Below are 23725 nucleotides of genomic sequence, written 5' to 3'. Positions count from 1 at the left end.
AGGTCCCTTCGGAGTAAGACTCGGTTTTCAAATGATTTTTCATCACGATTTGAGTATAATCACTGTGTCTTTCTTTGCCTTTGTGGGAGTTACGCCGCTTTTTTACGTTTTTGGGCAGACCTCTCCCGTTTATACACCGTGGATGGTTTGGGATATTTGGCAGAATGAAGCTTTCTTAAATTATAGCTTAAAGCCAAAAGGACGAACTCACCCTCAACCTTATCTTCGCCACGGAGGTGAAACTGACGAAAGCCCTGACATTCTTTCATTTGCCCCCACGCGGGTTCCACGATGGCTTTACGTAACCGGTAAATGTCTTTACCGGCATCGCTTTGCACTTTGGTTCTCATGGCTTCTCGGATCGGATCGCCTTCATTGCGTTTGACCCTTCGTTTACCGGATCCGGACTTAACGCAGTCCTTTTGAAACGGGCAGGTCAGGCAGGCATCGCTCATATACACCCATTGAGTCGCTTTTTGAGGATCCTTTTCATAGTATGTGTACTTGTGGATCAGCGTTTGTCCCGCTGGGCACACATAGGTATCCGTTTCCGGGATATACGTAAAGTTGGTTTTATCGTACGGATTCCCGTGCTGCTTGTTTTCACGGGTTGCCGCGATGTAGGCGTCGGTCTCGGCCTTCGTCGCCGCCTGAATGTTGTCCGCACTAAAGTACCCTGCGTCCGCACTCACTTTCTCGGGCACCTTTCCCGTTATGTTGCGGATGGAACCGAGCACCGGCTGGAATTGGTGTTGGTCGCTGCTGCTAGGGTTCATCTGCAGTCCGACGATGAATCCCTGATCCGCATCTACGGCAATTTGCGGATTATATCCTTGGATGACGCCTTGGGTTTTCGTATCCATGATTTGGGAATCTGGATCGGTAAAGTTAAATTGATCTTTGTCCGGTGTCTTCGATTCCTCTACCGGTTTGCGAGTTTCCAACTGTCTGAGCGCCTCTCTGATTTTTTCAAGTCGGGATTGGCGATTGGTCACCGATTCCGGCAACAGCGAAAGGGGCTCTTCGTTCTCTTGGTCGTCTATCTGGCCGGCTTGCTCGAGAGCTTCGCGGATTTCCTTTTCCAGACGCTCGATTTCCTGGTTCATCCGATCTCGCGACATCGACTTATGCTTCGATGCATGGGCTTTCAGCTTCGAACCATCGATGCTGACATGACCGAGGGACACGTACCCTAGCTGTATGGCGATGTGTACCACTTGTTTGAAAAGTCCCGGTAATGATTCGAGGTGATCCTTTCGAAAATCGCTGAGCGTACGGAAATCCGGTCGATGGCCGCCACATAGCCAACGAAAAGGAATATTTTCATCCATAGCCTGACGAAGGGTCCGGGAGGTGAACACACCCGTAGCATAGCCATAGAACCATAACTTCAAAAGCATGGCGGGGTGATAGGCTTCTTCTCCGCGATGGGAATACCGATTTGTCATGACCGTGAGATCTAACTGATCCACGATGTCGCTAACAAGCCGCACTAAATGATCTTCAGGGATCCAATCGCTCAAATACATCGGAAACAATTCACCTTGTTCCGTGGAGTAAGATTTAAATTTTGCCATAAACCACACACCCTTTTTTACCAGATAAACAGATTACAGTTAAGTTTCGCGACGAAACTATGCTTTTCCTGTTTCGTCGGACAGACTCCTAAAGAAGCGTGGTGAAAAGCCCCTGCGGTGCCCATTTGATCTTCCAATCGCTTATCCCTGGCCAACCAAATGAGCCCTTGTCACGCCGTCCTGCTCACGTAACCGATCAAGCAGCCCCGCGACGGTCTCGGCCATCTGCGACGTCTCCACCGAAATGACGACGTTGGCCACGCCCTGCAGCGGAATCGTCTGGTGAATCGTCAGCACGTTCCCTTCCAGACCGGCAATCATCGCCAGCACCCGGGACAAGATCCCCGACCTGTGCTCCAGATCCATCGAGATCGTCACAATCCGCTCCCGCTCCAGCTTGTTTAAAGGGAAAATACCGTCCTTATATTTGTAAAAGGCGCTGCGGCTCAGCTCCACCTGTTCGACGGCATCGTGAATCGTCTTCACTTCGCCGCGTGCGAGCAATTCCTTGGCCTGCACGGTCTTGACCAGCGCTTCAGGCAGTATGTCTTCCCTGACTAAAAAATAACGCTCATGTCCTTCAGGCTTGGTCTCCGGATCTTTTTTATCCAGCACGTTAACAGTCCTCTCCAAAAAGACGATTGTTTCTTCATAGTGGACATTATAACGAAAATGTCGGATTCCGGCAATAGGCTTTTTCCAAGCCGGCCGACTTTCATAAAGTTTCCACATCTGTACCCTGTCATGCCTAAGCGATTCATGGTAAGGTTTGATGAGACACGCCTCTATAACCGGGCTGTCAGCCGCATCCGCATAACGATCCCATCGACGCAGTAAAGGAGAGGAGTTTCTTGATCCGCGCAAGAATGATGGCAACGGCCATGCTGTTTAACGACGGCGACCTGCTGATGATGAAGCGATCGCCGACCCGTACTTTAAATCCCGGCATGTGGGCTGTCGTAGGCGGCCATATGGAGCCGGAAGAAATCAACGATCCGCTGGACGCCTGCCTGCGGGAAATATATGAAGAAACCGGACTGCAGCCGTCTGAGCTTACCGAGATGAAGCTGCAATATATATTGATCCGCCAAAACCGCCAGGAAATTCGTCAGCAGTTCATCTATACGGCGCAATCGGCGCGCAGGGATGTGCTGCAAACCGACGAAGGCATCCTGTACTGGATTCCCCGCGAACAGGTGCTGCAAAGAGAAATTCCCTTTATTTTCCACACATTGCTCGAACATTATTTCTCCCACGGACCCGCGCCGCATATTTGGATCGGAACCGCCGGGATATCCGCCTCGGCATCGCCTACAGTCCATTGGACCCCGCTTGTCGATCCCGTGATGAACTGAGTAACGGCTTTGCGCGCCTTACGGCCGGCTTATTGAACGCGCGACGCCGCTGATTCGCCATGAAAAATGCTCCTCTTACGGCAGCAGGCTGAATTGTAACCTGTCTGCTTAAGAGGAGCATTTATTTTTTCATACGCTTCTTGCCATTATAAGCGGTGTTTGGGGGTTTGAAACGGCAACGGGCCCTCGGTTCCGGAAATCCGGCCATGACGGTGGAGGGACGGTAAGCTGCATCTCAAGCGAGCTATGACACCGTGTCGAAGCCTGCCTGTACGGTTACGGCGTTACCGTTTATTTGGCCTGCCTTTTCGGGCTGAATTGGCTTTTGCCGCTCAGCTCCCGCCACTTATCCAGCAGCTTCAAGGCTTCCTTGCGCGCAAGCAGAGAACGGGCTAGCTGGAAGCCTTCTTCATAGCTGCCTACTTTATCGAACCAATACAGCCTTAGGCCCGCGTTAAATATAACATGCTCGCGTTCGTTGCGCACTTCGTCCGAATCGTCGCCCTGTATAACGCGGGCAAGCAGCCGGAGCTGCTCGTCCTTGCCGCGTTTCTCGAACGGATCGCCGCGAAACCCGAAGATCGTCGGGTCCACGCTGTTCGATTCGTCTCCCCATGGCGTCACCTTGCGGATAGAGCTCGTTTTGTAAATCGGCAAATCCTCGGACCCTTCGATGCCCTGTACGATAAAAGCCGTCTCGAAGCCGGATTGCGGCAGCAGACGGATCAGATGGGTCATCGCCGTCTTATGGTTCACTCCGATAATGATGTTTTGGGAATGGACCGGATTGATGACTTTCTCCACCGTATTCAAAAACGTCCTCAGTCCGATTTGCTCGCGAACATGGCGGATGCGGCCGAACGGAGGACAGATCGAATCCGTCCGCATGAAGCCGATATGCAGTTCGGCGAATATATCTTCCCATTGCTTGGCGTCCAGCTCCACTTGAATGCCGAGCCCCTCCAGCAGCTCTTTTAAGGATAATCCCAGCTTCGGAGGAAGCGAATCGCTGCCGTGGAGCACCTGCGGAAAGCCGACGGAAGCGATAAGCAGGCTGACCGGAAGCGTGATTGGGAAGTAGCGGCGCCCGTCGTAAGGGCCGGCGCAGTTCAACGAATCGGAGAACGAGCGGTACGGCAGCGAGTATTTGCGGAACACGTCGATAAATCCCATCATTTCCTCGTCCGCTTCGCCCTTCATTCGCATCGCCATTAAAAAAGCGGCGGTTTGCGCATCCGTCGACTCGCCGCGGGCGATCGCATGGGCGGCGGCGACCGCCTCGTCATAGCTCAAATGGCGCGAACCGAGCTTGCCTGCGCCGACCGTGTTTATCCATTCCTTCATGCTGTCACCTCATTTCAAATCTGCGGAAGATCGCCGGGACTCGGCAGACTTAGCCATACTAGGCATAAACTAACATATAACCGGATATATTATGACATTAAAATCGGGATATGGCCCTACTCTGCAACTTTTTAAGCTCGACTTCATACTAAACTCCCTGTTCCCCTGCTGCTTTCCCCATAAAATCGCGTCTTGTATATGTTAGAATTGTTCACATTATACACTATACATGCGAAATTCGTGTTGTTCAATGCCTTTTTCGATAAAATTTGATTGTTTCTGCCGGTAAAATGATTAATAATTAAACAAAAAAAACACCGACCTCACATTATAGTAACATGAGTGTTGGTGCTTTATCATTTTGTTATCCGTTCAGGGCTATTCTCTCTCGACGAACTCAAACTCGAAATCGCCGATCCGCACGATTTGTCCGTCCTTGGCTCCGCGTTCGCGCAGCGCTTGGTCGATCCCTTTTTTCCGCAAAATCCGGGCAAACCGCAGAACCGATTCTTCGGTCGTGAAATTCGTCCGCTTCATGAGCTTCTCGATGCTCGGACTCTCTATAACAAAATCCTCATTGTCTTTACGGATCGTGAAATCGTCCTCTTCCTTGGAAGCAAGACGGTATACTTTCTTCTCCGCCAGATCGGAGAGCTCTTCGACCAGAGGCATTTCCGGAATCGTCTCGAGCAGATCGGCCACTTTGTAGAGCAGCTCCTGCACGCCCTTCTTCGTAACCGCCGAAATCGGAACGATCGTTGTCCCCGGCTTTACTTCGTCAAGCCGCTTCGTGAATTCGTCCAAATACAGCTCCGCATCCGGCATGTCCATTTTGTTGGCTACGACAATTTGCGGGCGCTCTTCCAGCTTGCTGTTATACAGCTTCAGCTCTTCATTGATTTTTTGCCAGTCTTCAAACGGATCGCGTCCTTCCGTCGCCGCCATATCGATGATATGAACGATGACCCTCGTCCTCTCGACATGGCGCAGAAACTCATGCCCTAGGCCGACGCCTTGATGGGCTCCCTCGATCAGGCCCGGCAAATCCGCCATGACGAAGCTTCTGCCGTCTCCGACGTCCACGACGCCCAAATTAGGCGTAAGCGTAGTGAAGTGGTACGCGCCGATCTTCGGCTGCGCCGCGGACACGACCGACAGCAGCGTAGATTTCCCGACGCTGGGAAATCCGACCAGACCGACGTCCGCCATCACCTTAAGCTCCAGCACGACCCAGTGCTCCTCGCCTTCTTCCCCGTTCTCGGCGATTTCCGGGGCCGGGTTATTCGGCGTAGCGAAACGGGTATTGCCCCTTCCGCCGCGCCCGCCTTTGGCGATCACGACGCGCTGGCCGTGACGGGTCAAATCCGCTATGATTTCCTGCGTATCGTCGTCGATCACGACGGTTCCCGGAGGCACCTTGACGATCATATCGTCGGCGTTGGCCCCATGCTGGCTTTTGTTGCGGCCCTTCTCTCCGCGGTCGGCTTTAAAATGCTTCTGATAACGAAAATCCATCAACGTCCGCAATCCTTCGTCCACTTGAAAAATGACATCCCCGCCATCGCCGCCGTCGCCGCCGGCCGGACCGCCTTCCGGAACGTATTTCTCTCTGCGGAACGCAACGAGCCCGTCTCCTCCGTCACCGCCTTTAACGTAAATCTTCGCTTTATCTACAAACATGAATCCACCTCTTTATGTATTTAAGGACAGCGCAATCTTGACAACTGCCTGATTAGTTTCCCACTGTAAGGTCTCCCAATACTCCGCCGGTACCGACTGCGAACGGACACGTTCCAGCGCGGCGCCTAACGTTGCCACTTCCACCTGCCCGTGATAATCGAACGTTACGGACAATGTGCCGGGCGTCTTTTCCAGCCGAAGTATTAACCGGTGCGCCTCATCCATTGCATATTTGCGCGCATTCTCTTTGAAAGCATCCATGACGCCCGACATCAAATTATTGATCCGGCGAGTGTCCACCGGAAGCTCATCGAGATGAATTTCCTGATCCAGCCGAATATCCAGGCCGACCTCTTTAACCTCGGTTTGAAAAGAAAGCAGGTATACAACCAGATCGGGCACGCCCAGTTTGGCAATATAGCTTTCCTGCTGCACCTTATGTTTTATTTTTTCCATAAGGTCCGCCAATTTATCATATTTTTTTAATTTCACGTAACCGAACAGCACCTGAATCTCATTCATCCAATCATGACGGTAATGGTTTAACAAACGGATGAAACGCAGATTCTGCTCCGTCTCCTGCTCCTCGCTAAGCGGCATTCCTGTAGGGAGACATGAAAATCCCCTATTCGGCTCGTTATCGCGTTCATTCGATATCATTCCCGTAACCTCTCCGATCCGCACTTGATCGTAACTCTTCCAGTATAGCATGTTGTACGAAAAAGATCACTGCTCGCCACCTTGTTCCTCACCAACTTCATACCTTCGAGTACTCTCGATCGATTGCAAAAAAACCCCAGCGACACTGAATCGCCGGGGTTATCGTCGATGACGTATTAAACTTCTACAGCCGCAGCCACAGGAGCAGCGTCAACAGGGTAGACGCTAACTCTCTTACGATCACGACCCAGACGTTCGAATTTCACAACGCCCTCTACCTTTGCAAACAACGTGTCATCGGAACCGATGCCTACGTTATTGCCTGGATGAATTTTGGTGCCGCGTTGGCGAACCAGGATGCTTCCCGCAGTAACGGTTTGACCGTCAGCGCGTTTCACGCCAAGACGTTTCGCGATACTGTCGCGACCGTTCTTCGTGGAACCTACACCCTTCTTGGAAGCGAACAATTGAAGATTTAATTGTAGCATGGTTGTCTACCTCCTTCTTCATTATTTGGATTGTTGCAAAGCTATATATTCACCATACGATTGTTCGATCGATTGCAGCATAGCGACCATCGATTCCAGCAGCAGTTGCACCTTTTCGCTCAATGCCTCGTCCAGCCGCTCGGGAACTCTCACATCCAGCAGACCGTCTTTCATATCTGCCTGCAGCTCGACTCCAAGCACCGATTCGACGGCATTAACGGTGCCCACGGTCACTGCGGACACTCCAGCGCAGACAATGTCCTTGCCCGGATTGTCAAACAGCGCGTGGCCCTTTACCCGGAACGACTCGATCCGGCCGCCCGGCCTCCGTTTGATCGTTACCCGAATCATATCCTTATCCCTTAAGCGTTGATTTTTTCGATCACGACTTTAGTGTAAGGCTGACGGTGACCTTGCTTGCGACGGTAGTTCTTTTTCGCTTTGTATTTGTAAACGATGATTTTCTCACCTTTACCGTGCTTTTCCACTTTTGCGGATACAGCAGCGCCGGAAACAACCGGAGCTCCAACCACCAAACCGCTTTCTTTGGATACAGCCAATACTTTGTCGAAAGTAACGGACTCGCCTTCGCCAGCGTTCAGTTTTTCGATGTAAAGAACATCGCCTTCCTGAACTTTGTATTGCTTACCACCCGTTTCAATAATTGCGTACATTTCGTTGCACCTCCCTCATGTCTCAGACTCGCCTAAGCTAGGTGACTCATTCCGGCAAGGAATGCGTGCTTCCAACCCGCTTCGCGCGGTTACAGCATGTTTTGCAACATACCTGAATATTCTACCATAGAGGATAAATGATTGCAATGCCTATATGGACAAAACTTATTTGTTCGCCACCCAGCCGCTGCCTTCACATGCCGTACATCGGCGCATCGTCAGCTTGTCCTTGCCGTCGCGCACTTTTTTGCGCGTCATTTCGACGAGACCGAGCCGGGTCCAGCCTTCAATGACCGTTTTAGTCCGGTCCTTCTTCGATTCCTGCTCCAGCTTATCCAGAACATGCTGGCGGTGGGCAGGCACGTTCATATCGATGAAATCGATAATAATCAATCCGCCGATATCCCGAAGCCGCAGCAACCTGGCAATCTCCTGCGCGGCCAGCGCATTCGTATCTCTGGCCGTCTGCTCCAAATCGACGCTGCCGGTATACCGCCCCGTATTGACATCGAATACCGTGAGAGCTTCCGTGTGGTCGACGACGACGTATCCCCCGTTATCGAGCCATATTTTGCGTTTAAAGCCGTTCTCCAGCTGTTCCTTCACATGAAAGCGCGAGAACAGCGAGGCTTGCTGCTGGCCGTAACGTTTGACCCTGTCGCACAGCGTAGGGGATACCGGACGAATCAGCGACAAAATGGAGTCGTGAGCCTCTTGATCGTTAACGAGCAGCTCGCTGACATCGTCCCGGAATACATCGCGTATCCAGCGCGGCAGCAGCCCGAAATCCGTATACACTTTCCGCGGCACATTCCCCTGCTGCCTGGAAAGCTCTTCTACGGCCTGCCAGCGTTTTCTGAGATCCTCCAGATCGGAAGCGATCAGCGACTCGTGAACGCCCTCCGCAGCCGTTCTGGCTATAAATCCCTCGCCCGGAATCAGCCGTTTCTCCGCCGCGTGCTTCAGCCGCTCCCGCTCGGTCTCGTTCTCAATCTTGCGCGACACTCCTACGTAATCGGCGCTCGGCATATAGACCCCCCACCGGCCCGGGATGGAGTAATGGGTCGTCACCCTCGCTCCCTTGTTGCCGACAGGCTCTTTGACCACCTGAACAAGCAGCGCTTGTCCCACCTGAACGAGCTCCGTAATCGGAGGTTTTTGCTTCGGATGCTTTTCCAGGTGTGCGGGAAGAATGTCATCAATATATAGAAATGCGTTTTTTTCCAATCCGATATCGAGAAAAGCCGCCTGCATGCCTTGCAGCACGTTCACGACACGGCCCATATACATATTGCCGGCCAAATGCTCGGCTCCGCGAAATTCACTGTCGTACTCTACCAATCTGTCGTTCTCCATAACTGCCACTTCGATTTGGTCCTGTCCGCATTGAACAAGAATACGCTTCATGTTTTTCCACCTCGGACTTCATTTTACATGAAAAGCTCGGAAATCGCACTTCCCCGCTTCGATTCATTGAAATACGTCTGCAGCAGCGGCTGTTCGGGAAGCACGACGCGTATCGTCCCACGCTCATCCATCACGTAAACGAGATGGTACTTCTCCCGCATAAACAGGCGGACGATATCCGTCACTTTGCGCTTTCCGTGGACGACGATAGGCCGGGCGAGCGTCCCGCTATTCATCAGCCGGTTCAACGAATTTTCCCGGTGAATGAGGAAGCGCATAAAATGATAGGACAAGCCTTTGTATGCGTACCAATTGGAATAAAATAAAAACAAGCCGATCATTAGCAAATTCATCTGCAAGCCGCCGTACAGCATATGCAGCACCGACGCCGCTATCATGAGCCCGCTGAAAACAAGGGAGACGACGCAGCTAAGCGCGATAACCCGCTGATAAGGAAGCCACAGGCTGAGCAATGACTGCATAAGCTTCCCTCCGTCCAACGGGAGGATCGGAAGCAAATTGAACAAAGCGACGAACACATTCGCCTGAATGAAGTAGGCGCCCCATTCGCCGGAGATAAAGCCTGCCGATTGCAGCGCAAAAGCCGCTACGATCATCATACCATTTTGCAGCGGACCTGACACCGTTACAATAATTTCCTGCCAGACCGGGACGCTGGCCATTTCTTCCACGACCGCCACCCCGCCGAACGGCAGCAGTTGAACTTCTTTGACGCGCCAGCCGAAATTTTTGGCCGCTACCACATGGCCCCATTCATGAACGAGCACAATGACGAATAAGGTAGCCGTCTCTATAAAATACCCCGCAAGGACCGATAATAAAATGACGATGGAAAACAGCGGATGAAACCGCAGTCTAACCCCGAAGAGCGAGCCCCATTTAATCAAAATTCACCACATCCGCCGGATTGACGAACTTATTATCCTTGGACACCGCAAAATAGAAATACCCTGTCTGCTTGCTGCTATTTTTGGACACCGTCCCGATCGTCTCACCGCCCTTGATCCAGTCGTTAAGCGCAACTCTGCCCTGCTCCACCCAGCCGTACACGGATTGCATGCCGTTGGTGTGACGGATAATAATCGTATAACCGGTATCCTCTTTGTTTCCTACATAAACGACAAGTCCCGTATCCATCGCGGCCACCGGGATATCCGGCTTCGTTTCCACCGTAATCCCCAAGTGGCTTGTCTCATAAGGAGCGATAATTTTGCCTTGAACCGGTGAAAAATAATGCTTCGACACCGCATCCACCTTCTGCGCTTCCTCCTGCTTGATGGAGTTCAGCGCCGGCAGGAGCGACGGCGGCCCCCCGAATTGGCGCTCGTACCAAAGCGCCACCGATTGAAACTGGAACGATTCGTTAAGGGCCGAGCTGACCCACGCCTTGCCCTTGTTCGCGAGCGGATCGTTCCATTGGAACAATCCCCAAATGAGCGCGAACAATACGCAGCTGGCGACCAGCTTCCAGCGCAAGCCGCCTTTGGGAGGTGCGGCCCTGCTGCCGCCCGAGCGGTAATCGTCGTATTCGTAATCCTGCCGACCCAAATCCTGCTGCCATTTCCGCTTCCATACGTATTCGGGATCGTTCCACTGGTTCTCCTCGCCAAGCGGCGTCCCCCGCAGCTCCTCCGGCCTCTGATCCTGCAAGCGATATCCATCTTGAGGAGAAGGCTTCGGGGGAAAAGCGGCCATGGAAGGAACGCGGCGATCCGCCCCTTCCTGCAGCTCTCTTATGCGTTCCAACCTTCTTTGACGAATATTGTTTTTGGTGTTCATGCTTCGATTCCTCCCCGAAATTAGCGCCGAACCTTCATCGCCAGCCGGATACAGTCCGGGCTTGTATACTCTCATCTTATGAGCCGGGACAAGCGATTATGAGAGAAAAGCTATTTATCGATGCAAACCGGGGAATAGCGACCTCCATACCAATACAAAAAAAACACCCTGCGCAGCGCACAGAGTGTTACTCATTTTTCAATAGCTCGGCTCCTTCTCCTGATGAACGCGAATGCTCATCACCAGAGCGATACTAACCATATTAATCAGCAGCGACGTACCGCCGTAGCTTATAAACGGCAGCGTAATACCGGTTAGCGGCATAATGCCGATCAGCATGCCGACGTTCTCAAAAATCTGAAAGACGAACATCGAAACGACGCCGACAATGATATAAGCCCCCGCCTTGTCTCCGCATTGAATCGAAATTAAAATCATCCGGTAAATCAAAATAAAATACAGCAGCAGAAGCACGGAAGAACCGACGAATCCAAACTCCTCGGCCAATACGACAAAGATGGAATCGGAATAGGCGTAAGGAATGAAATGTCTGTGCACCGATGTCCCCTGCAAATATTTTTCTCCGGTTAATCCTCCCGAGCCGATCGCTTTTATCGAGTTGTCGACCTGGAACTTCTGGTCTTTGGTGGCGGAATCGGGGTCGATGAACGTATCGATCCGGGCGACCCAGTGCCCCTTGCCCTGCTCGGTAAAAAACGTTTTGATCGGATCATGGTAGTGGACGAACAAATAAAGGAACAGCATCAGCCCTGCTACGGCCAAGGCTACTCCGATCAAAAAGTGGAAATATTTAACGTTCCCGATCCACAGCATGCCGACGAAGACGACGAGAAAAATGATCGCATTCCCCAAATCGGGCTGGATAAGCACCAAAACGAAAGGCACAATCACGATGGCTCCGACCGGGACGACATCCTTCCAGAAGAACAGCGGATCGCCTTCCCTTCTGGCCAAAAAGGCCGCCAACCCGATAATGAGCAGCAGCTTCATTAATTCGGCCGGCTGAAACAGCAAGCCTCCCGGAAGCGAGAACCAGCTCTTCGCCCCGTTAATTTCCATGCCGAATTTATATACCGCAGCCACCAGAGCGAGCCCTGTAATATACAGGTAAGGCGATATTTTCACCAGGGCGCGATAATCCGCGAAGGTCACGCCGATAAACGCTAAAATGGCGATAATGTAAATCGTAACGATTTTTTTCATGTCAAATACGATATTCGGATCATCGAGCGTCGCGCTGTAAACGAGCAGCGTGCTGATGACCATAAAGGCCAGCAAAATGACTACGATCGGAATGTCTATTTTCTTCAGTTTATGCAGCAAACCCGATCATCCCATTCCCATAAACTTCTTCAGCTTGTGCAGCACGCCCTGTTTCTCGTCCATAGGCAGCAAAGGCACCGTATCTCCCAAGATGCGCCGCGCGATGTTGCGATAGGCGATAGCGGCCCGGGAACTAGGGTTCATCACCGTCGGCTCGCCCATATTAGCCGCCTTAATGACGTACTCGTCGTCCGGAACGATCCCGAGCAAATCGATGGCCAATACGGAACAGATTTCATCGATATCGAGCATTTCGCCTTTTTTGACCATATTCGCGCGAATGCGGTTAATGACCAGCTTAGGGGATTCGATTCGCTCGTTCTCAAGCAATCCGATGATCCTGTCGGCATCCCTTACGGCGGCATTCTCCGGGGTCGTTACAACGATCGCCTTGTCGGCACCCGCGACGGCGTTCTTAAACCCTTGCTCGATTCCCGCAGGACAGTCGATAATGACGAATTCGAAGTCGCGCTTAAGCTCAAGAACGATATCGCGAACGGCTTCCGGGGAGACGGAATGCTTGTCTTTGGTCTGTGCGGCCGGCAGCATGTACAGCTCGTCGAAGCGCTTGTCCTTGACCAGCGCCTGCGCCAAACGGCAGCGGCCTTCCGCCACGTCCACCAAATCGTAAATAATCCGGTTTTCAAGCCCCATGACGACATCCAGGTTTCTCAGGCCTATATCGGTATCCACCATACATACCTTTTTACCCTGCAGCGCCAGTGCCGTCCCGATGTTGGCGGATGTGGTCGTCTTGCCGACGCCGCCTTTCCCCGAAGTTATGACGATAGCCTCTCCCATACGGTCCACTCCCTCTTCTTACTGCTTTGCAACCATCTTATGCATATGGTGTATTTTATCTATTTCCATCTTGCCGTTCTTGACGTAGGCATACTCCATGAACGCTTCGTTAATGCCCCATTCGTCCGGCGGCCTGCTGATGACCGAAGCGATCCTAAGCTGCGTCGGCCGAAGATGGGACGCGGCGATAACCGTCGATTCGTCGCCGTCGAAGCCGGCATGGGCCAGCCCCCTCAGAGAACCCATAATATAAATGCTGCCCGAGCTAATAATGCTGCCGCCCGGATTCACATCCCCGAGGAACAAGAGATTGCCCTCTTCCGTCAACGTTTGCCCGGAACGGACAATGCCTCTCACCAGCTTGATTTCCGGCATATGGAAAACGGACTCCATCGGGTCCGCAATTTGCGATTCAATCGATTGGATCAGCAGGTTCCCCTTTTGCGAGATGATCGAGCGGATCTGTTCCTTTTCCACATCCGACGCGGCCCGCTTCCCGAGCTTCACATGCACGTGAATAATCGGGCCCGTCAATATTTGCTGATGGGTTTTCTCCAGCTTATGCTGAAGCTCGCTTAACACTTCTCCAAACTCGCAGGTGTCGTCGAGCAAAAAAACAAGCCCGTCCTTGACACCTTTTATCGTCACATGATGCTTAACTGCGGCCATACACTCCTCCAACCTCCCAGCCTATACATTTCGGCTTTTTTCAGCAGATCTCCTTCTTTTTCGCTGAAAATTATTCCTCCGAGGCGGAAGACCCGCTGTGCATGCCCTCAAAAAGCTTTCTTACCGGGACATACACGATTAGGGCAAAGAGAAGATTGATCAGAGCGCTTGGGAGCATCTGATGGAGGAAAGCCCATTGCAAATCCAGATGCGTTGTCTGGAACAAACGGTACAGTCCGTATACGATCAATTCGTAAGCCAAGTTGCCGAGAACAATAACCAGCATGCTGACGACAATATTGGAATAAAGCCTGCGGTGCGTGAGGCCCGCCAAATAACCGGTCAAGCCGAGAGCGAACGAGATCGGCCCAAGCATAGGCGAGTAGTACATGATATCCTGCAGCAGGCCGAAAATAAGCCCGTACCAAAGCGCGGTATGCCGATTGACATAGAGTCCGATATAAAGAACGATAACCAGTATAAAATGCGGCGCCACGTAAACTCTGGATTGCCATACCCCGGGAATTAGCCATTGCAGCAGCGTTCCTTCCAAAATAAACAGCGCCCCGAGGATAATCCATAACCACTTCCGCGTCACTGGGTTTCCTCCTGCTCCGGAACAATGACTACAAATACTTCTCTCAGATGGTCGAATCGCGCGTAAGGCTGAATCTCCGCTTCATGGGAAATGCCGAAGTTGCCGGGCTTCCGCGAAATCACCTTGCCTACCGGAATCCCCTTCGGAAACACTTGGCCCAGTCCGGATGTGATGACTTCGTCCCCGACCTGCAGCTTATCGTTCGGGTCGATTTTGGTCATGATCAGCTTCTGGCTGGCAGGATCGTAGCTCTCGATAATGCCGAACGACTCGTTTTCGCGATTTTTGATCGTGACGGAAATCGCCTTGGACGTATTGGCCGTATCGTCGACTCCGCTGAGCAGCTGAACGTTCGAATAAAACGAAAACGTCTGCATGACCCGCCCGACCAGACCGTCTACCGAGACAACGGCCATATTCGGCTTGACTCCGTCCTTCTCTCCCAGGTTGATTCGAACCGTATTGTTCAGAGCGTCGGGGCTCAGCGCAACCACTTCGGCAATCCGGAACGTGTAGTTGTTGGCTTGCTTCTGCCGTTCGGTAAAGCCGAGCGCTTCCTGCAGCCGTTTGTTCTGCTGCTCAAGATCGTTTAGCCGCGTCGTGTCGCGCGCATATTTCGTCAACGTCTGCTTCAATACTTTGTTTTCGATAAAGATCGTACGCATTTGGTTCATATCCTCAAAGAAACCCGCTATATAGCCAGCGGGCTTATAAAACAATCCTTGTGTCCATGAAATCGTATCGCCCAAAAATTTCTCCGGCCAGGTCGTTTGCTGCCGTTTTCCCAGCGTCAAGCCCATCAGGGCGATGAAACAAATGAGGCCAAGCATTAGGATGAGCAGCCTCTTATTCCCCAATAATTTCAAAGCATACACCTTCTAACCTTTACCGCTTCATATTTTTAACGTCTGGATTTGCTCGTAGGACCCGATTTCATTTTGAACAGGTGGATGTTTTCAAGCGCTCTTCCCGTACCGATAGCTACGCAGTCAAGCGGATTTTCGGCAACCAGCACCGGCATTCCCGTTTCGCGGGACAGCAGCTTGTCCAGATTGCGCAGCAAGCCGCCGCCGCCCGTCAGCACGATGCCGCGGTCCATAATATCGGCCGACAGCTCGGGAGGGCATTTCTCCAGCGTCACCTTCACCGCATCGACAATGCTGAATACGGTATCGCTCAGCGCCTCGGTAATTTCATCGGAAGTCACCGCCATCGTCTTAGGCAAACCGCTAACCAGGTCGCGGCCGCGAATTTCGAAGCGAACCGAAGGGTCCATCGGCAGCGCCGACCCGATCTCCATCTTGATCGATTCCGCAGTGCGTTCCCCGATCATCAGATTGTAAGTCCGTTTAATGTATTGCGTGATGGCATCATCCATCTCATCCCCCGCAACGCGGATGGAGCGGCTCGTTACGATGCCGCCGAGCGAAATGACGGCCACTTCCGTCGTTCCACCCCCGATGTCGACGACCATGCTGCCCGTCGGCTCCCACACCGGCAAGTCCGCGCCGATCGCAGCCGCGAACGGCTCCTCGATCGTAAAAGCGTCGCGGGCTCCCGCCTGACGGGTCGCATCCTCCACCGCACGCTTTTCCACGGCGGTAATGCCGGAAGGCACGCATACCATGACGCTCGGATGACGCTGGAACAGCCAGCGGTCCTTTTGCGCCTGGCGTATAAAATATTTGATCATCGTAGATGTCGTGTCAAAATCGGCGATAACCCCGTCCTTCATCGGACGGACTGCGCGAATATTTCCGGGAGTACGGCCAATCATCATTTTTGCGTCGTTGCCTACGGCCTCGATGGATTTGGTATCGGTGCGCAGCGCCACAACGGACGGCTCCCGCACGACGATGCCTTTCCCCTTCACATAGACCAATGTATTTGCTGTGCCCAGATCGATCCCCAGGTCTTTCGTAAAACCACCAAACATTTTTGGTACTCCCTTCCTTTATGACTGCACGTCCAAACAAACTGCAAAAGACCCGTTTCCGACACATCTTGCATGTATAGCGATCCGGGCAAAAGCTGACATTCTCTGTCCCGTATTAACCTTCATTTTCTTTAAAAATGAGGAAAATTCCTCATCTGTAACTATTATATTACATCAAACCTTGCTCCTTCAAACTTATGTAACGGCGGTCGCCGATCACGACATGATCGAGCACGTCGATGCCTACGATATCGCCGGCTTCCACAAGCCGCTGCGTCATTTGAACGTCTTCGGAGCTTGGAGTAGGATCGCCGCTCGGGTGGTTATGCACGCAAATGATCGAAGCGCTGCTTCTCTTGATCGCCGCCCGAAACACTTCCCTCGGATGCACGATCGATGCGTTCAAACTGCCCATCGACAGCGTTTCCTGCCCAATAACGTGATTTTTTGTGTTTAAGAACAAGCATACGAAATGCTCCTTCTGCAAATAACGCATTTCCTCCATCATTAAACCGGATACGTCTTCGGGCGAACGAACCGTGACCGTCTCGGTCATCCCGCTGCGCGCCAGTCTTCGCCCAAGCTCGATGCCCGCTTGAACTTGAAGTCCTTTGGCCTCTCCGATTCCTTTGATCTCGGTTAATTGCTGCAGGCTCATATCGACAAGGTTCCGCAATCCGCCGGCTTGGCTCAGCAGCCGCTGCGCCAAATGAACGGCCGATTCCTGCACGGTTCCCGTACGTAGTAGAATAGCTAACAACTCCGCGTTACTTAATGCTTGAGCCCCATACTGCATCATGCGTTCTCTTGGTCGTTCTTCGTTTGGGACATCGCGCAATGTCAAATTGGGCGATTCCATTCATTCCCCTCTTTCGTTAAAAAAGTCATTGAACCCTCATTATAGCATGACGAAGACTCAAATAACAGCAATGCCAAAACCGTTCAGCATATCGCTGAGCAGCGACAGCGGAAGGCCGACGACATTGAAATAATCGCCCTCGATCCGTTCGACGATCGTGGCTCCGAGCCCTTGAATCGCATAAGAGCCCGCCTTATCCATCGGCTCGCCCGTATCAATATAACGCTCAAGCTGGCTCCTCGTCAACGGCTTCATGTAAACTAATGTGACCTGATGAGAAACCGCCTCTTGTCCCGACTCCAGATCGATACAGGCTACGCCGCTGTATACCCGATGAGCTCTGCCCTGCAGCGCCGTCAGCATGCGCAGGGCGTCCTCCTTGTCCTTCGGCTTGCCGAGAACGGCGCCGTCCAGCACGACGATGGTATCGGAGCCGATCACAATGCCTTCTCTCTTGTTTTCTTGCTTATACATTTCGCAGACAGCCGCCGCTTTGCGACTGGATAATTGTTCCACGATGCCGGCCGGGCTAAGCCCCGGCTCCGTATCTTCGTTCACGTCGCTCACGCGGATTTCGTAAGGCAGCATGAGCGATCTTATCAATTCCTGCCTGCGCGGCGACGAAGACGCGAGTATCAATTTTTTTTGTCCCGAATTCGACATATACAATCTCCTTGGTTTCGAAAAGTATGGAGGCGAGTCCCAGCCATTGGCGCGGTAAACAAATGACCCTTTCGCTCGTTTGTTCCCGAATGATTCAAACCGAGCCGTCAGGCGGCTACAGCTTCCGGTAAATCCAGAAGGACGCCGCCAGGCCGAGCAGGCTGATCAAATTCAGCTTCAATTGGATGTGAAAATCGTATTTTAGCACAAGCAGATCCGCCCGCGGCTCCCAGGCAAGCTCGACGGACTTCGTCAAAAACGACAGTCCGGGCACAGGCGCCAGCAGCTGGCCGACCAGCGCTCCGGCTACTAATCCTATGATAAGCAATAAAATAAAAGTAAATGTATTCTTTTTCATTCCGAATTCCCGTTCCTCTACCGAAATGTATGCTCACTCCGTCATTATAGCATAGATTTGGAGAATGTTACCTGCTTACAACGGGCATCGGCGCCTTGTACAATGAAATGAGGAGGGATTCGTTTTGAAGCGTCGGCCATTGACTATCATCTTGTTTTTCCTAGCGCTGTGGATGACTCTTCCGACCTCGTCCTTCGCCGCAAAAATCGTTGTGGATGCAGGCCACGGAGGCTCCGATCCCGGGGCTGTCGGGGTAAACGGCCTGTATGAAAAAACCGTCAATCTCGATATTGCCCGCAAATTAAAGGATTTTTTGACCCAGCAGGGCTATGAAGTGGCTATGTCGCGGACGGACGATACTTACGTATCTTTAAAAGACCGGGTCGATTTTACCAACGCGCAGCATGCGGACCTGTTCGTATCGGTTCACGCCAATTCTTATTTCGATCCCGCGAGCCGGGGCGCTATGGTCTTATATTACGACTCCGCCTATCCTCAGGCGGATTACCCCGCGAGTCCGCAAATGGCGGCATTGACGCCAGAGAGCCGGAAGCTTGCGCAGTCCGTATTGGACAAGTTTGTTGAGACGACGGGCACGAGCAGCCTCGGGCTGATGGAAAGCTCCGTCTACGTCGTGCGAATGGGAACGATCCCGAGCATCCTCGTAGAGACGGCGTTTCTGTCCAACGCGCAGGACGCGGATTTGCTCGCTAGCGACAAAGCAAGAACGCAGATGGCCAAGGCAATCGCCCTTGGCATCGAAAATTATATGCCGCTTGACGGCAAATCGGCCGTGTTCACCGATATTCGCGGCCATTGGGCCAGCGAGCCGATCACCCGGCTGCAGCAGCTCGGCATTATCGACGGCGTCGGCAGCCAGTTTCAGCCGGATCGCGAGCTGACGCGCGCGGAATGGGTTACTTTACTGGACCGCGTCTTCGACTTGTCGAAGGCCCAAGCTTCCGCCGCGACCGGCCAATGCGCGGCAAGCGGCACCGTAACCGGCGAGGTGTACGGTCCGAACGCCTGCAGCGGCGTCGCCGCGACGGAACGCTTCAAGGACGTGGCCCCGGGACACTGGGCCTATGCTACCTTGAACAAGGCCGTCAGAGCCGGCGTGCTGGACGGCTACGCGGACGGGACGCTCCGCCCCGACCAGCCGGTCACGCGCGCGGAGGTGGCCGCGATGTTCCAGCGGCTCGCGCTGCCGCTGGACGGCACCGCCGCTGCGGGCACGGCGCCGCAGCCGTTCCGGGACGTGCCGCCCGAGCACTGGGCGGCGCAGGCGATCGCCGGCCTCAAGCAGGCCGGCTGGATCGACGGCATGACGGCGGACCGGTATATGCCGGACCGCCGCATGAATCGCGCCGAAGCGGCGGCATTGCTCGACCGCTACGTGCAAAGCGAAAAAACCGCGTCGCCGAAGTGACGCGAAGCTTCAGGCAGCTTGCCAGGCGCTCGCGCCAAGCCGCCTTAGGAACAAGTGACATTGATGCTCTGAAGCTTATTCCGCCCGCATCCAGCCTAAGCTGGATCGGCGTCTAACCATTCCTCTGGGATCGTTCTATGGGTAGACTTTCCTTTCGGGGGAGAACCCGGATTTCCACAGGATATGGCTGCGCATCATTTCCTAAACAACCAAACAAAGACGAACGGGCTGCCGTCAGGCTGATCCCGTTCGTCTTTGTTTGATTTGCGCTATGCCGCGCGGCCCTTCGGCGATTCGTCATCGCCCGTCTTGCTTACTGCACAGCAACCGCGGCCCGCAGCTCCTTCTCCGCCACGACGTACTGCATCAGCGCCGTCTGCGCCTGCCACATGTACGCTGCCGCGGGATTTTTCCTGTATTCGTCGACCGAGACGACCGCCGTCTGCATCGCCGTATTCATTCGCTGCACGATCGCCTTGGCATCGTCGGCCAGTCCTTCGTTTACTTGAGCGTTCAGCCCGATCCAGGCCTGATGCGCCGTTTTGACCGATTGCACGGCCGCCGCATCGGCGGGGGTCGGCTTCGCTTCCGACAGATGAGCTACGGTAAGGGGAGCGATTGTTTGCAGCAGACTATCCCCTTGGTTGATAAAGCTTGGAAGCGCGTCGGCCGTCTTGCCGCTCCATTTCGCTTTGCTCACGGCGGGCAAATCGACATTTTTAACGATGACATCGATATTTTTCTGCTTGAACTTCTGGGCGAGACCGAGCGCTTCGTCCCGAGTCATCGATATCCCGACGTAAACGGGATATTTGTCTCCGCTGTCGCGGACGGCGACGAATCCTTGCTTCTTCAGATCGGCCTGAGCCGCATCGGCGCTTTGCGGCGTGCTGAATACGCCGCTTTGCAGGAAGCTGTAGGTTTTGGCCGGAATGGTTACCGCGGCGCCCGCCGCGGCCGATGCCGGAACCGCAGCCCCTGCCGCATCCTGCTTAACTCCGCCGCCGGCCTGATTCACTGCGGCGGGTTGGCCGGACAAAGCGTCCTTCGCGGCTTTTTCCGGCGAATCCCCGGAGAACATCGACAGCACGAAAAATCCGAAGGCGATGCCGGTTACAATCGCTCCGGCTACCGAAGTCGCTACTTTCAGCCAGGATGTATTCGGCTTCGGCGGACTCGATACGAAGACAGGGTCTTCGGGAATATACCATTGATGATCGCGAATAGGCTCCTGAGGCGGCACATAATCGCCGCTTCCAAACGCTCCGGCGTCCCTGTCTCTTCCTTCCGAATGCTCCTGCGGCTGCGACCTGTTCGTCTTATGATTGGCCGATTCCCGGATAATCCGCTCCACTCTGTTCGTCTCCGTATCGAAGGAGCTCTGCCAGCCGCCGTAATCGGTCGTATACGGATTCAGCTGCTGGGCGTCGATAAGCGGCGCTTTGCGCTCCGTTTCGGAAGCGGTTGTCGTCTGCATTCCGTATACTTTGTCCAGATTCGTCAAGCTCTCCGGCTGGCGCTCCTCCACAACGCGGTATTCCTCTACATGAAGAGGAATGACCGGCGGTTCCTCTTTCACCGTCCGCTCGGCGTTTTGCTTCCGTCCAGGGGTAGTATGATCAAATCGAAACGTCATTTTGCTCCTGCTCATTTCTACTTCTCTCCCTTGTCCCGTTTTCGTATTACTAGACTATGAGAGAGTCGTCCTAATTAGAACAGGCAAGTCCGATTTCGATGGATCGCCCTTCAGATCTTAGTTGGCCGGAGGCGTGAATACGCGCTGCGAGAATTCGGTATCGAGCACGAAGAACGCGTTGCTGTCCTTATCGATCCGTTTGAGCTTGTGGATGATGCTGTCAAACATCGCTTCCTCCTCCACCTGCTCGTCGATAAACCATTTCAGAAAGTGAATGGTCGCATGCTCGCGCTCGTTCAGCGCAATGTCGGACAAATGGTAAATCCGTTTCGTTACGGTCTGCTCATGCTCGTAGGCCTGCTCGAAGGCGTGGAGCATCGACCGGTATTCGTTATGCGGGTGATCCATTCCCGTGATCGTCGCCCGACGGCCGCGGTCGTTCAGAAACTTGTATATTTTCATTGCGTGAAAACGTTCCTCTTCCGCTTGCACGATAAAAAAGTTGGCAAATCCGTCCAAGCTTTCGCCCGAGCAATAAGCGGCCATCGCCAAATACACGTGGGAGGAATAAAATTCAAAGTTCATTTGCTCGTTTAGCGCTTCGCTTAATGCATCGTTTAACAAACTAACACGACCTTCCTTAATGGTTTGGTATTCTACCCTATTATACATAAGCCTTTCATCCGATCAAATACCGCAGCTCGTCATACAGCTTATCGGCCGAGGAGGCGCAGACGATTTTCGTCTTGCCGACCATCACCATACACTGCTTGGAGCAGAGCTTGCAGTTGCCCAGACAATCTTTCTTCTTCTGCTTAATGTCCGGAAATTCCTTCTTGATCGTCTTATATACGCTCTTGGAGCCCCGTTTTAAATTGCGGCAGCAGTATTTGATCTTCTTCATAAGGCTTCCCTTCTTTTCCTATATTTCATTCAAATGATAATAGTTCTCATTATCATTGTCAATCGGTTCGGAGACGGAGACAAGCCAATTTTTTTAGGCGTCGAAACAAAAGAAAAACCGCATCGGAGAGTGACCTCCTTGCGGTTATCGTCTTATTGCGAGCTTGCTTTCGCTTCCAGCGCTCTGGCCAACCCGTCGGCGGCCTTCCATATGTCGCCTGCGCCCATAGTCAGCACCAAATCTCCGCGCTTCACATGAGACAGCAAGTAGGTTTGCACCTCTTCCTTGCTCGGAATGTAGCGCACGTTCGCATTGCTGTTCTGGCGGATCAGCTCGACCAGCTTCGCCGAGGAAATGCCTTCAATCTGTTTCTCTCCGGCCGGAGAGTATATATCCGTAATGATGACTTCGTCCGCTTCCGGGAACGCGCGGCTGAACTGCTCGAACAGGAAATAGGTTCGGGTATAGCGCTGCGGCTGGAATACGGCCGTAATTTTTTTCCCTGTCGCTTTGGCCGCGCTGATCGTCGCTTCGATCTCCGTCGGATGATGGGCGTAATCGTCGATCACGAGGATGTCGTTCACCTCGCCCAGCACCTGAAATCTCCGCTTCGCGCCGCGGAAATCGGTAATCGCCTCGGCCACCTGTCCGAACGCAAGTCCCGCCTCCATGCAAGTAATCAGCGTGGCGAGCGCGTTGTACACGTTATGCTTGCCCGGCACCGACAGCTTGATCGTTCCGAGGTGCTCTCCCCGGCGAACGACGTCAAAGCGAACCTTGCGGTCGCCCAAATCGATATTGCGCGCTATATAATCGGCATCCTGCTCTTCTATGCCGTAAGTAATGACCTCGCTTTGAATATCGGGGATCATCTGGCGCAGGTAAGGGTCGTCTTTGCATACGACCGCATTGCCGTCCGCCTTGACCTGGCTCAAAAATTGGGCGTACGCTTTTTTCAAATTTTCAAAGTCGCCGTCATAGTTTTCCAGATGGTCGGCTTCGATATTGTTCACAAGCGCAATGGCGGGATGATACTGCAGAAAAGAGCCGTCGCTCTCGTCGGCCTCCGCCACGACCCAATCGCCTTGTCCCGCTTTGGCGTTGCTGCCCACGTTCATAATTTCTCCGCCGATAATGTAGGTCGGATCCTGCTTGCACTGCTCCAGCACGAGAGCGATCATCGACGACGTCGTCGTCTTGCCGTGCGCTCCCGCTACGGCGATTCCCTTCTTGGCGTTCATTAATCGCGCCAGCATTTGGGAACGGTGCAAAATCGGTATGTTCAGCTTCTCGGCTTCGGCTATCTCTACGTTGTCTTTGGACAGCGCGGTCGAATAAACGACGACATCCGCCCCTTTGACATGATCGGCCTCATGACCGATAAACACTTGAGCTCCTTTGGCGACAAGCTTTTCCGTCAGCTCCTGCCGCGCCAAATCAGACCCCGAAACATGGTAGCCCATTTCCAGCATAACCTTGGCGATAGCACTCATGCCATACCCGCCAATACCGATAAAATGGATGTGCTCTGTTGTATTCACGC

The 23725-nt window shown here is 53.1% G+C and carries 26 protein-coding genes and 1 other annotated feature; of the genes, 2 read left to right on the top strand and 24 right to left on the bottom strand.

From position 1 onward, the window contains the following. Nucleotides 1-89 precede the first annotated feature (89 nt). Entirely contained in the window at nucleotides 90-1577 is a 1488-nt protein-coding gene (locus SK3146_RS30285) for an IS1182 family transposase (protein ID WP_249861446.1), read from the bottom strand. Nucleotides 1578-1718: 141 nt separating this feature from the next. Then, a complete protein-coding gene (locus SK3146_RS30280) occupies nucleotides 1719-2192 on the bottom strand; it encodes an ACT domain-containing protein (protein ID WP_249862274.1) in 474 nt (157 codons plus the stop codon). Nucleotides 2193-2428: 236 nt separating this feature from the next. Here SK3146_RS30280 and SK3146_RS30275 point away from each other — a divergent pair, with 236 nt between their 5' ends. After that, the gene (locus tag SK3146_RS30275; RefSeq protein WP_249862273.1) at nucleotides 2429-2932 is read left to right on the top strand and encodes an NUDIX domain-containing protein; all 504 of its coding nucleotides are present in this window, start codon (nucleotides 2429-2431) and stop codon (nucleotides 2930-2932) included. Nucleotides 2933-3223: 291 nt separating this feature from the next. On the opposite strand, the gene SK3146_RS30270 is transcribed toward SK3146_RS30275, so the two are convergent. The 18 genes from SK3146_RS30270 to SK3146_RS30185 form a co-directional block, all read right to left on the bottom strand. Then, nucleotides 3224-4276: an anthranilate phosphoribosyltransferase gene (locus SK3146_RS30270; protein ID WP_249862272.1), complete on the bottom strand. Its 1053-nt coding sequence runs from the start codon at nucleotides 4274-4276 to the stop codon at nucleotides 3224-3226. A gap of 378 nt (nucleotides 4277-4654) precedes the next feature. Further along, nucleotides 4655-5956, bottom strand: a complete 1302-nt coding sequence (gene obgE / locus SK3146_RS30265) for a GTPase ObgE (protein WP_249862271.1) — start codon at nucleotides 5954-5956, stop codon at nucleotides 4655-4657. 12 nt (nucleotides 5957-5968) lie between these two features. After that, nucleotides 5969-6667, bottom strand: a complete 699-nt coding sequence (locus SK3146_RS30260) for a Spo0B domain-containing protein (protein WP_249862270.1) — start codon at nucleotides 6665-6667, stop codon at nucleotides 5969-5971. Between the two features lie 125 nt (nucleotides 6668-6792). Then, nucleotides 6793-7104: a 50S ribosomal protein L27 gene (gene rpmA / locus SK3146_RS30255; protein WP_249862269.1), complete on the bottom strand. Its 312-nt coding sequence runs from the start codon at nucleotides 7102-7104 to the stop codon at nucleotides 6793-6795. A gap of 21 nt (nucleotides 7105-7125) precedes the next feature. Then, nucleotides 7126-7455 carry a ribosomal-processing cysteine protease Prp gene (locus SK3146_RS30250; protein ID WP_249862268.1) on the bottom strand — a complete coding sequence of 110 codons (330 nt, stop codon included), beginning with the start codon at nucleotides 7453-7455 and terminating at the stop codon, nucleotides 7126-7128. A gap of 11 nt (nucleotides 7456-7466) precedes the next feature. Further along, complete coding sequence (rplU, locus tag SK3146_RS30245) at nucleotides 7467-7778, bottom strand: 50S ribosomal protein L21 (protein ID WP_249862267.1); 312 nt, start codon at nucleotides 7776-7778, stop codon at nucleotides 7467-7469. Nucleotides 7779-7792: 14 nt separating this feature from the next. Then, nucleotides 7793-7879, bottom strand: a sequence feature (ribosomal protein L21 leader region). Between the two features lie 64 nt (nucleotides 7880-7943). Beyond that, the gene (locus tag SK3146_RS30240) at nucleotides 7944-9185 is read right to left on the bottom strand and encodes an Rne/Rng family ribonuclease (protein WP_249862266.1); all 1242 of its coding nucleotides are present in this window, start codon (nucleotides 9183-9185) and stop codon (nucleotides 7944-7946) included. A 23-nt stretch (nucleotides 9186-9208) separates the two neighbouring features. Then, a complete protein-coding gene (locus SK3146_RS30235; RefSeq protein ID WP_249862265.1) occupies nucleotides 9209-10093 on the bottom strand; it encodes a M50 family metallopeptidase in 885 nt (294 codons plus the stop codon). Next, nucleotides 10086-10985, bottom strand: a complete 900-nt coding sequence (locus SK3146_RS30230; protein ID WP_249862264.1) for a M23 family metallopeptidase — start codon at nucleotides 10983-10985, stop codon at nucleotides 10086-10088. Before SK3146_RS30230 ends, SK3146_RS30235 begins: the two co-directional genes overlap by 8 nt. 198 nt (nucleotides 10986-11183) lie before the next feature. Next, nucleotides 11184-12329, bottom strand: a complete 1146-nt coding sequence (locus SK3146_RS30225) for an FtsW/RodA/SpoVE family cell cycle protein (protein ID WP_249862263.1) — start codon at nucleotides 12327-12329, stop codon at nucleotides 11184-11186. A 6-nt stretch (nucleotides 12330-12335) separates the two neighbouring features. After that, nucleotides 12336-13130 carry a septum site-determining protein MinD gene (gene minD / locus SK3146_RS30220; RefSeq protein ID WP_249862262.1) on the bottom strand — a complete coding sequence of 265 codons (795 nt, stop codon included), beginning with the start codon at nucleotides 13128-13130 and terminating at the stop codon, nucleotides 12336-12338. A gap of 18 nt (nucleotides 13131-13148) precedes the next feature. Then, complete coding sequence (gene minC, locus SK3146_RS30215; RefSeq protein ID WP_249862261.1) at nucleotides 13149-13799, bottom strand: septum site-determining protein MinC; 651 nt, start codon at nucleotides 13797-13799, stop codon at nucleotides 13149-13151. A 70-nt stretch (nucleotides 13800-13869) separates the two neighbouring features. Next, nucleotides 13870-14397 carry a rod shape-determining protein MreD gene (gene mreD, locus SK3146_RS30210; protein ID WP_249862260.1) on the bottom strand — a complete coding sequence of 176 codons (528 nt, stop codon included), beginning with the start codon at nucleotides 14395-14397 and terminating at the stop codon, nucleotides 13870-13872. Next, on the bottom strand, nucleotides 14394-15263 hold the full coding sequence (gene mreC / locus SK3146_RS30205; protein WP_249862259.1) for a rod shape-determining protein MreC: 870 nt from the start codon (nucleotides 15261-15263) through the stop codon (nucleotides 14394-14396). The genes mreD and mreC overlap by 4 nt, the downstream gene beginning before the upstream one ends. A 35-nt stretch (nucleotides 15264-15298) precedes the next feature. Then, nucleotides 15299-16333 (bottom strand): rod shape-determining protein, encoded by a 1035-nt coding sequence (locus SK3146_RS30200; protein ID WP_249862258.1) that lies wholly within the window; start codon nucleotides 16331-16333, stop codon nucleotides 15299-15301. A 169-nt stretch (nucleotides 16334-16502) separates the two neighbouring features. Then, nucleotides 16503-17192 (bottom strand): RadC family protein, encoded by a 690-nt coding sequence (gene radC / locus SK3146_RS30195; protein ID WP_249862257.1) that lies wholly within the window; start codon nucleotides 17190-17192, stop codon nucleotides 16503-16505. A 57-nt stretch (nucleotides 17193-17249) separates the two neighbouring features. After that, nucleotides 17250-17855, bottom strand: coding sequence for a Maf family protein (locus tag SK3146_RS30190; protein WP_249862256.1), 606 nt, complete (start codon nucleotides 17853-17855; stop codon nucleotides 17250-17252). A gap of 115 nt (nucleotides 17856-17970) precedes the next feature. Next, on the bottom strand, nucleotides 17971-18213 hold the full coding sequence (locus tag SK3146_RS30185; RefSeq protein ID WP_249862255.1) for a DUF4321 domain-containing protein: 243 nt from the start codon (nucleotides 18211-18213) through the stop codon (nucleotides 17971-17973). Nucleotides 18214-18337: 124 nt separating this feature from the next. Here SK3146_RS30185 and SK3146_RS30180 point away from each other — a divergent pair, with 124 nt between their 5' ends. After that, a complete protein-coding gene (locus tag SK3146_RS30180) occupies nucleotides 18338-19642 on the top strand; it encodes an N-acetylmuramoyl-L-alanine amidase (protein ID WP_249862254.1) in 1305 nt (434 codons plus the stop codon). A gap of 313 nt (nucleotides 19643-19955) precedes the next feature. Here the strand turns inward: SK3146_RS30180 and SK3146_RS30175 are convergent, their stop codons facing one another. From SK3146_RS30175 to murC, 4 genes are all read right to left on the bottom strand, one after another. Next, on the bottom strand, nucleotides 19956-21293 hold the full coding sequence (locus tag SK3146_RS30175) for an SPOR domain-containing protein (RefSeq protein ID WP_249862253.1): 1338 nt from the start codon (nucleotides 21291-21293) through the stop codon (nucleotides 19956-19958). 102 nt (nucleotides 21294-21395) lie between these two features. Next, complete coding sequence (locus SK3146_RS30170; RefSeq protein WP_434006918.1) at nucleotides 21396-21863, bottom strand: ferritin; 468 nt, start codon at nucleotides 21861-21863, stop codon at nucleotides 21396-21398. Nucleotides 21864-21957: 94 nt separating this feature from the next. Further along, complete coding sequence (locus SK3146_RS30165; protein WP_249862251.1) at nucleotides 21958-22182, bottom strand: DUF1450 domain-containing protein; 225 nt, start codon at nucleotides 22180-22182, stop codon at nucleotides 21958-21960. Nucleotides 22183-22334: 152 nt separating this feature from the next. Further along, nucleotides 22335-23723: a UDP-N-acetylmuramate--L-alanine ligase gene (gene murC, locus SK3146_RS30160; RefSeq protein ID WP_249862250.1), complete on the bottom strand. Its 1389-nt coding sequence runs from the start codon at nucleotides 23721-23723 to the stop codon at nucleotides 22335-22337. Nucleotides 23724-23725: the final 2 nt, after the last annotated feature.

The organism is Paenibacillus konkukensis, assembly GCF_023523925.1.
GTDB lineage: Bacteria > Bacillota > Bacilli > Paenibacillales > NBRC-103111 > Paenibacillus_S > Paenibacillus_S doosanensis.
Note: the sequence above shows the minus strand (reverse complement) of the source record. Positions and strands in the feature narration are given on the sequence as shown.

Bases quoted from the DNA above. Each gene is read 5' to 3' on its own strand.
- SK3146_RS30260 (WP_249862270.1), bottom strand. From the start codon at position 6,667: ATGCTATACTGGAAGAGTTACGATCAAGTGCGGATCGGAGAGGTTACG.
- SK3146_RS30230 (WP_249862264.1), bottom strand. From the start codon at position 10,985: ATGAACACCAAAAACAATATTCGTCAAAGAAGGTTGGAACGCATAAGA.
- radC (WP_249862257.1), bottom strand. From the start codon at position 17,192: ATGGAATCGCCCAATTTGACATTGCGCGATGTCCCAAACGAAGAACGA.
- SK3146_RS30240 (WP_249862266.1), bottom strand. From the start codon at position 9,185: ATGAAGCGTATTCTTGTTCAATGCGGACAGGACCAAATCGAAGTGGCA.
- SK3146_RS30165 (WP_249862251.1), bottom strand. From the start codon at position 22,182: ATGAAGAAGATCAAATACTGCTGCCGCAATTTAAAACGGGGCTCCAAG.
- SK3146_RS30170 (WP_434006918.1), bottom strand. From the start codon at position 21,863: ATGAACTTTGAATTTTATTCCTCCCACGTGTATTTGGCGATGGCCGCT.
- SK3146_RS30250 (WP_249862268.1), bottom strand. From the start codon at position 7,455: ATGATTCGGGTAACGATCAAACGGAGGCCGGGCGGCCGGATCGAGTCG.
- minD (WP_249862262.1), bottom strand. From the start codon at position 13,130: ATGGGAGAGGCTATCGTCATAACTTCGGGGAAAGGCGGCGTCGGCAAG.
- rpmA (WP_249862269.1), bottom strand. From the start codon at position 7,104: ATGCTACAATTAAATCTTCAATTGTTCGCTTCCAAGAAGGGTGTAGGT.
- SK3146_RS30200 (WP_249862258.1), bottom strand. From the start codon at position 16,333: ATGTTTGGTGGTTTTACGAAAGACCTGGGGATCGATCTGGGCACAGCA.
- minC (WP_249862261.1), bottom strand. From the start codon at position 13,799: ATGGCCGCAGTTAAGCATCATGTGACGATAAAAGGTGTCAAGGACGGG.
- SK3146_RS30270 (WP_249862272.1), bottom strand. From the start codon at position 4,276: ATGAAGGAATGGATAAACACGGTCGGCGCAGGCAAGCTCGGTTCGCGC.
- SK3146_RS30190 (WP_249862256.1), bottom strand. From the start codon at position 17,855: ATGTCGAATTCGGGACAAAAAAAATTGATACTCGCGTCTTCGTCGCCG.
- SK3146_RS30185 (WP_249862255.1), bottom strand. From the start codon at position 18,213: ATGAAAAAGAATACATTTACTTTTATTTTATTGCTTATCATAGGATTA.
- SK3146_RS30285 (WP_249861446.1), bottom strand. From the start codon at position 1,577: ATGGCAAAATTTAAATCTTACTCCACGGAACAAGGTGAATTGTTTCCG.
- obgE (WP_249862271.1), bottom strand. From the start codon at position 5,956: ATGTTTGTAGATAAAGCGAAGATTTACGTTAAAGGCGGTGACGGAGGA.
- rplU (WP_249862267.1), bottom strand. From the start codon at position 7,778: ATGTACGCAATTATTGAAACGGGTGGTAAGCAATACAAAGTTCAGGAA.
- SK3146_RS30175 (WP_249862253.1), bottom strand. From the start codon at position 21,293: ATGAGCAGGAGCAAAATGACGTTTCGATTTGATCATACTACCCCTGGA.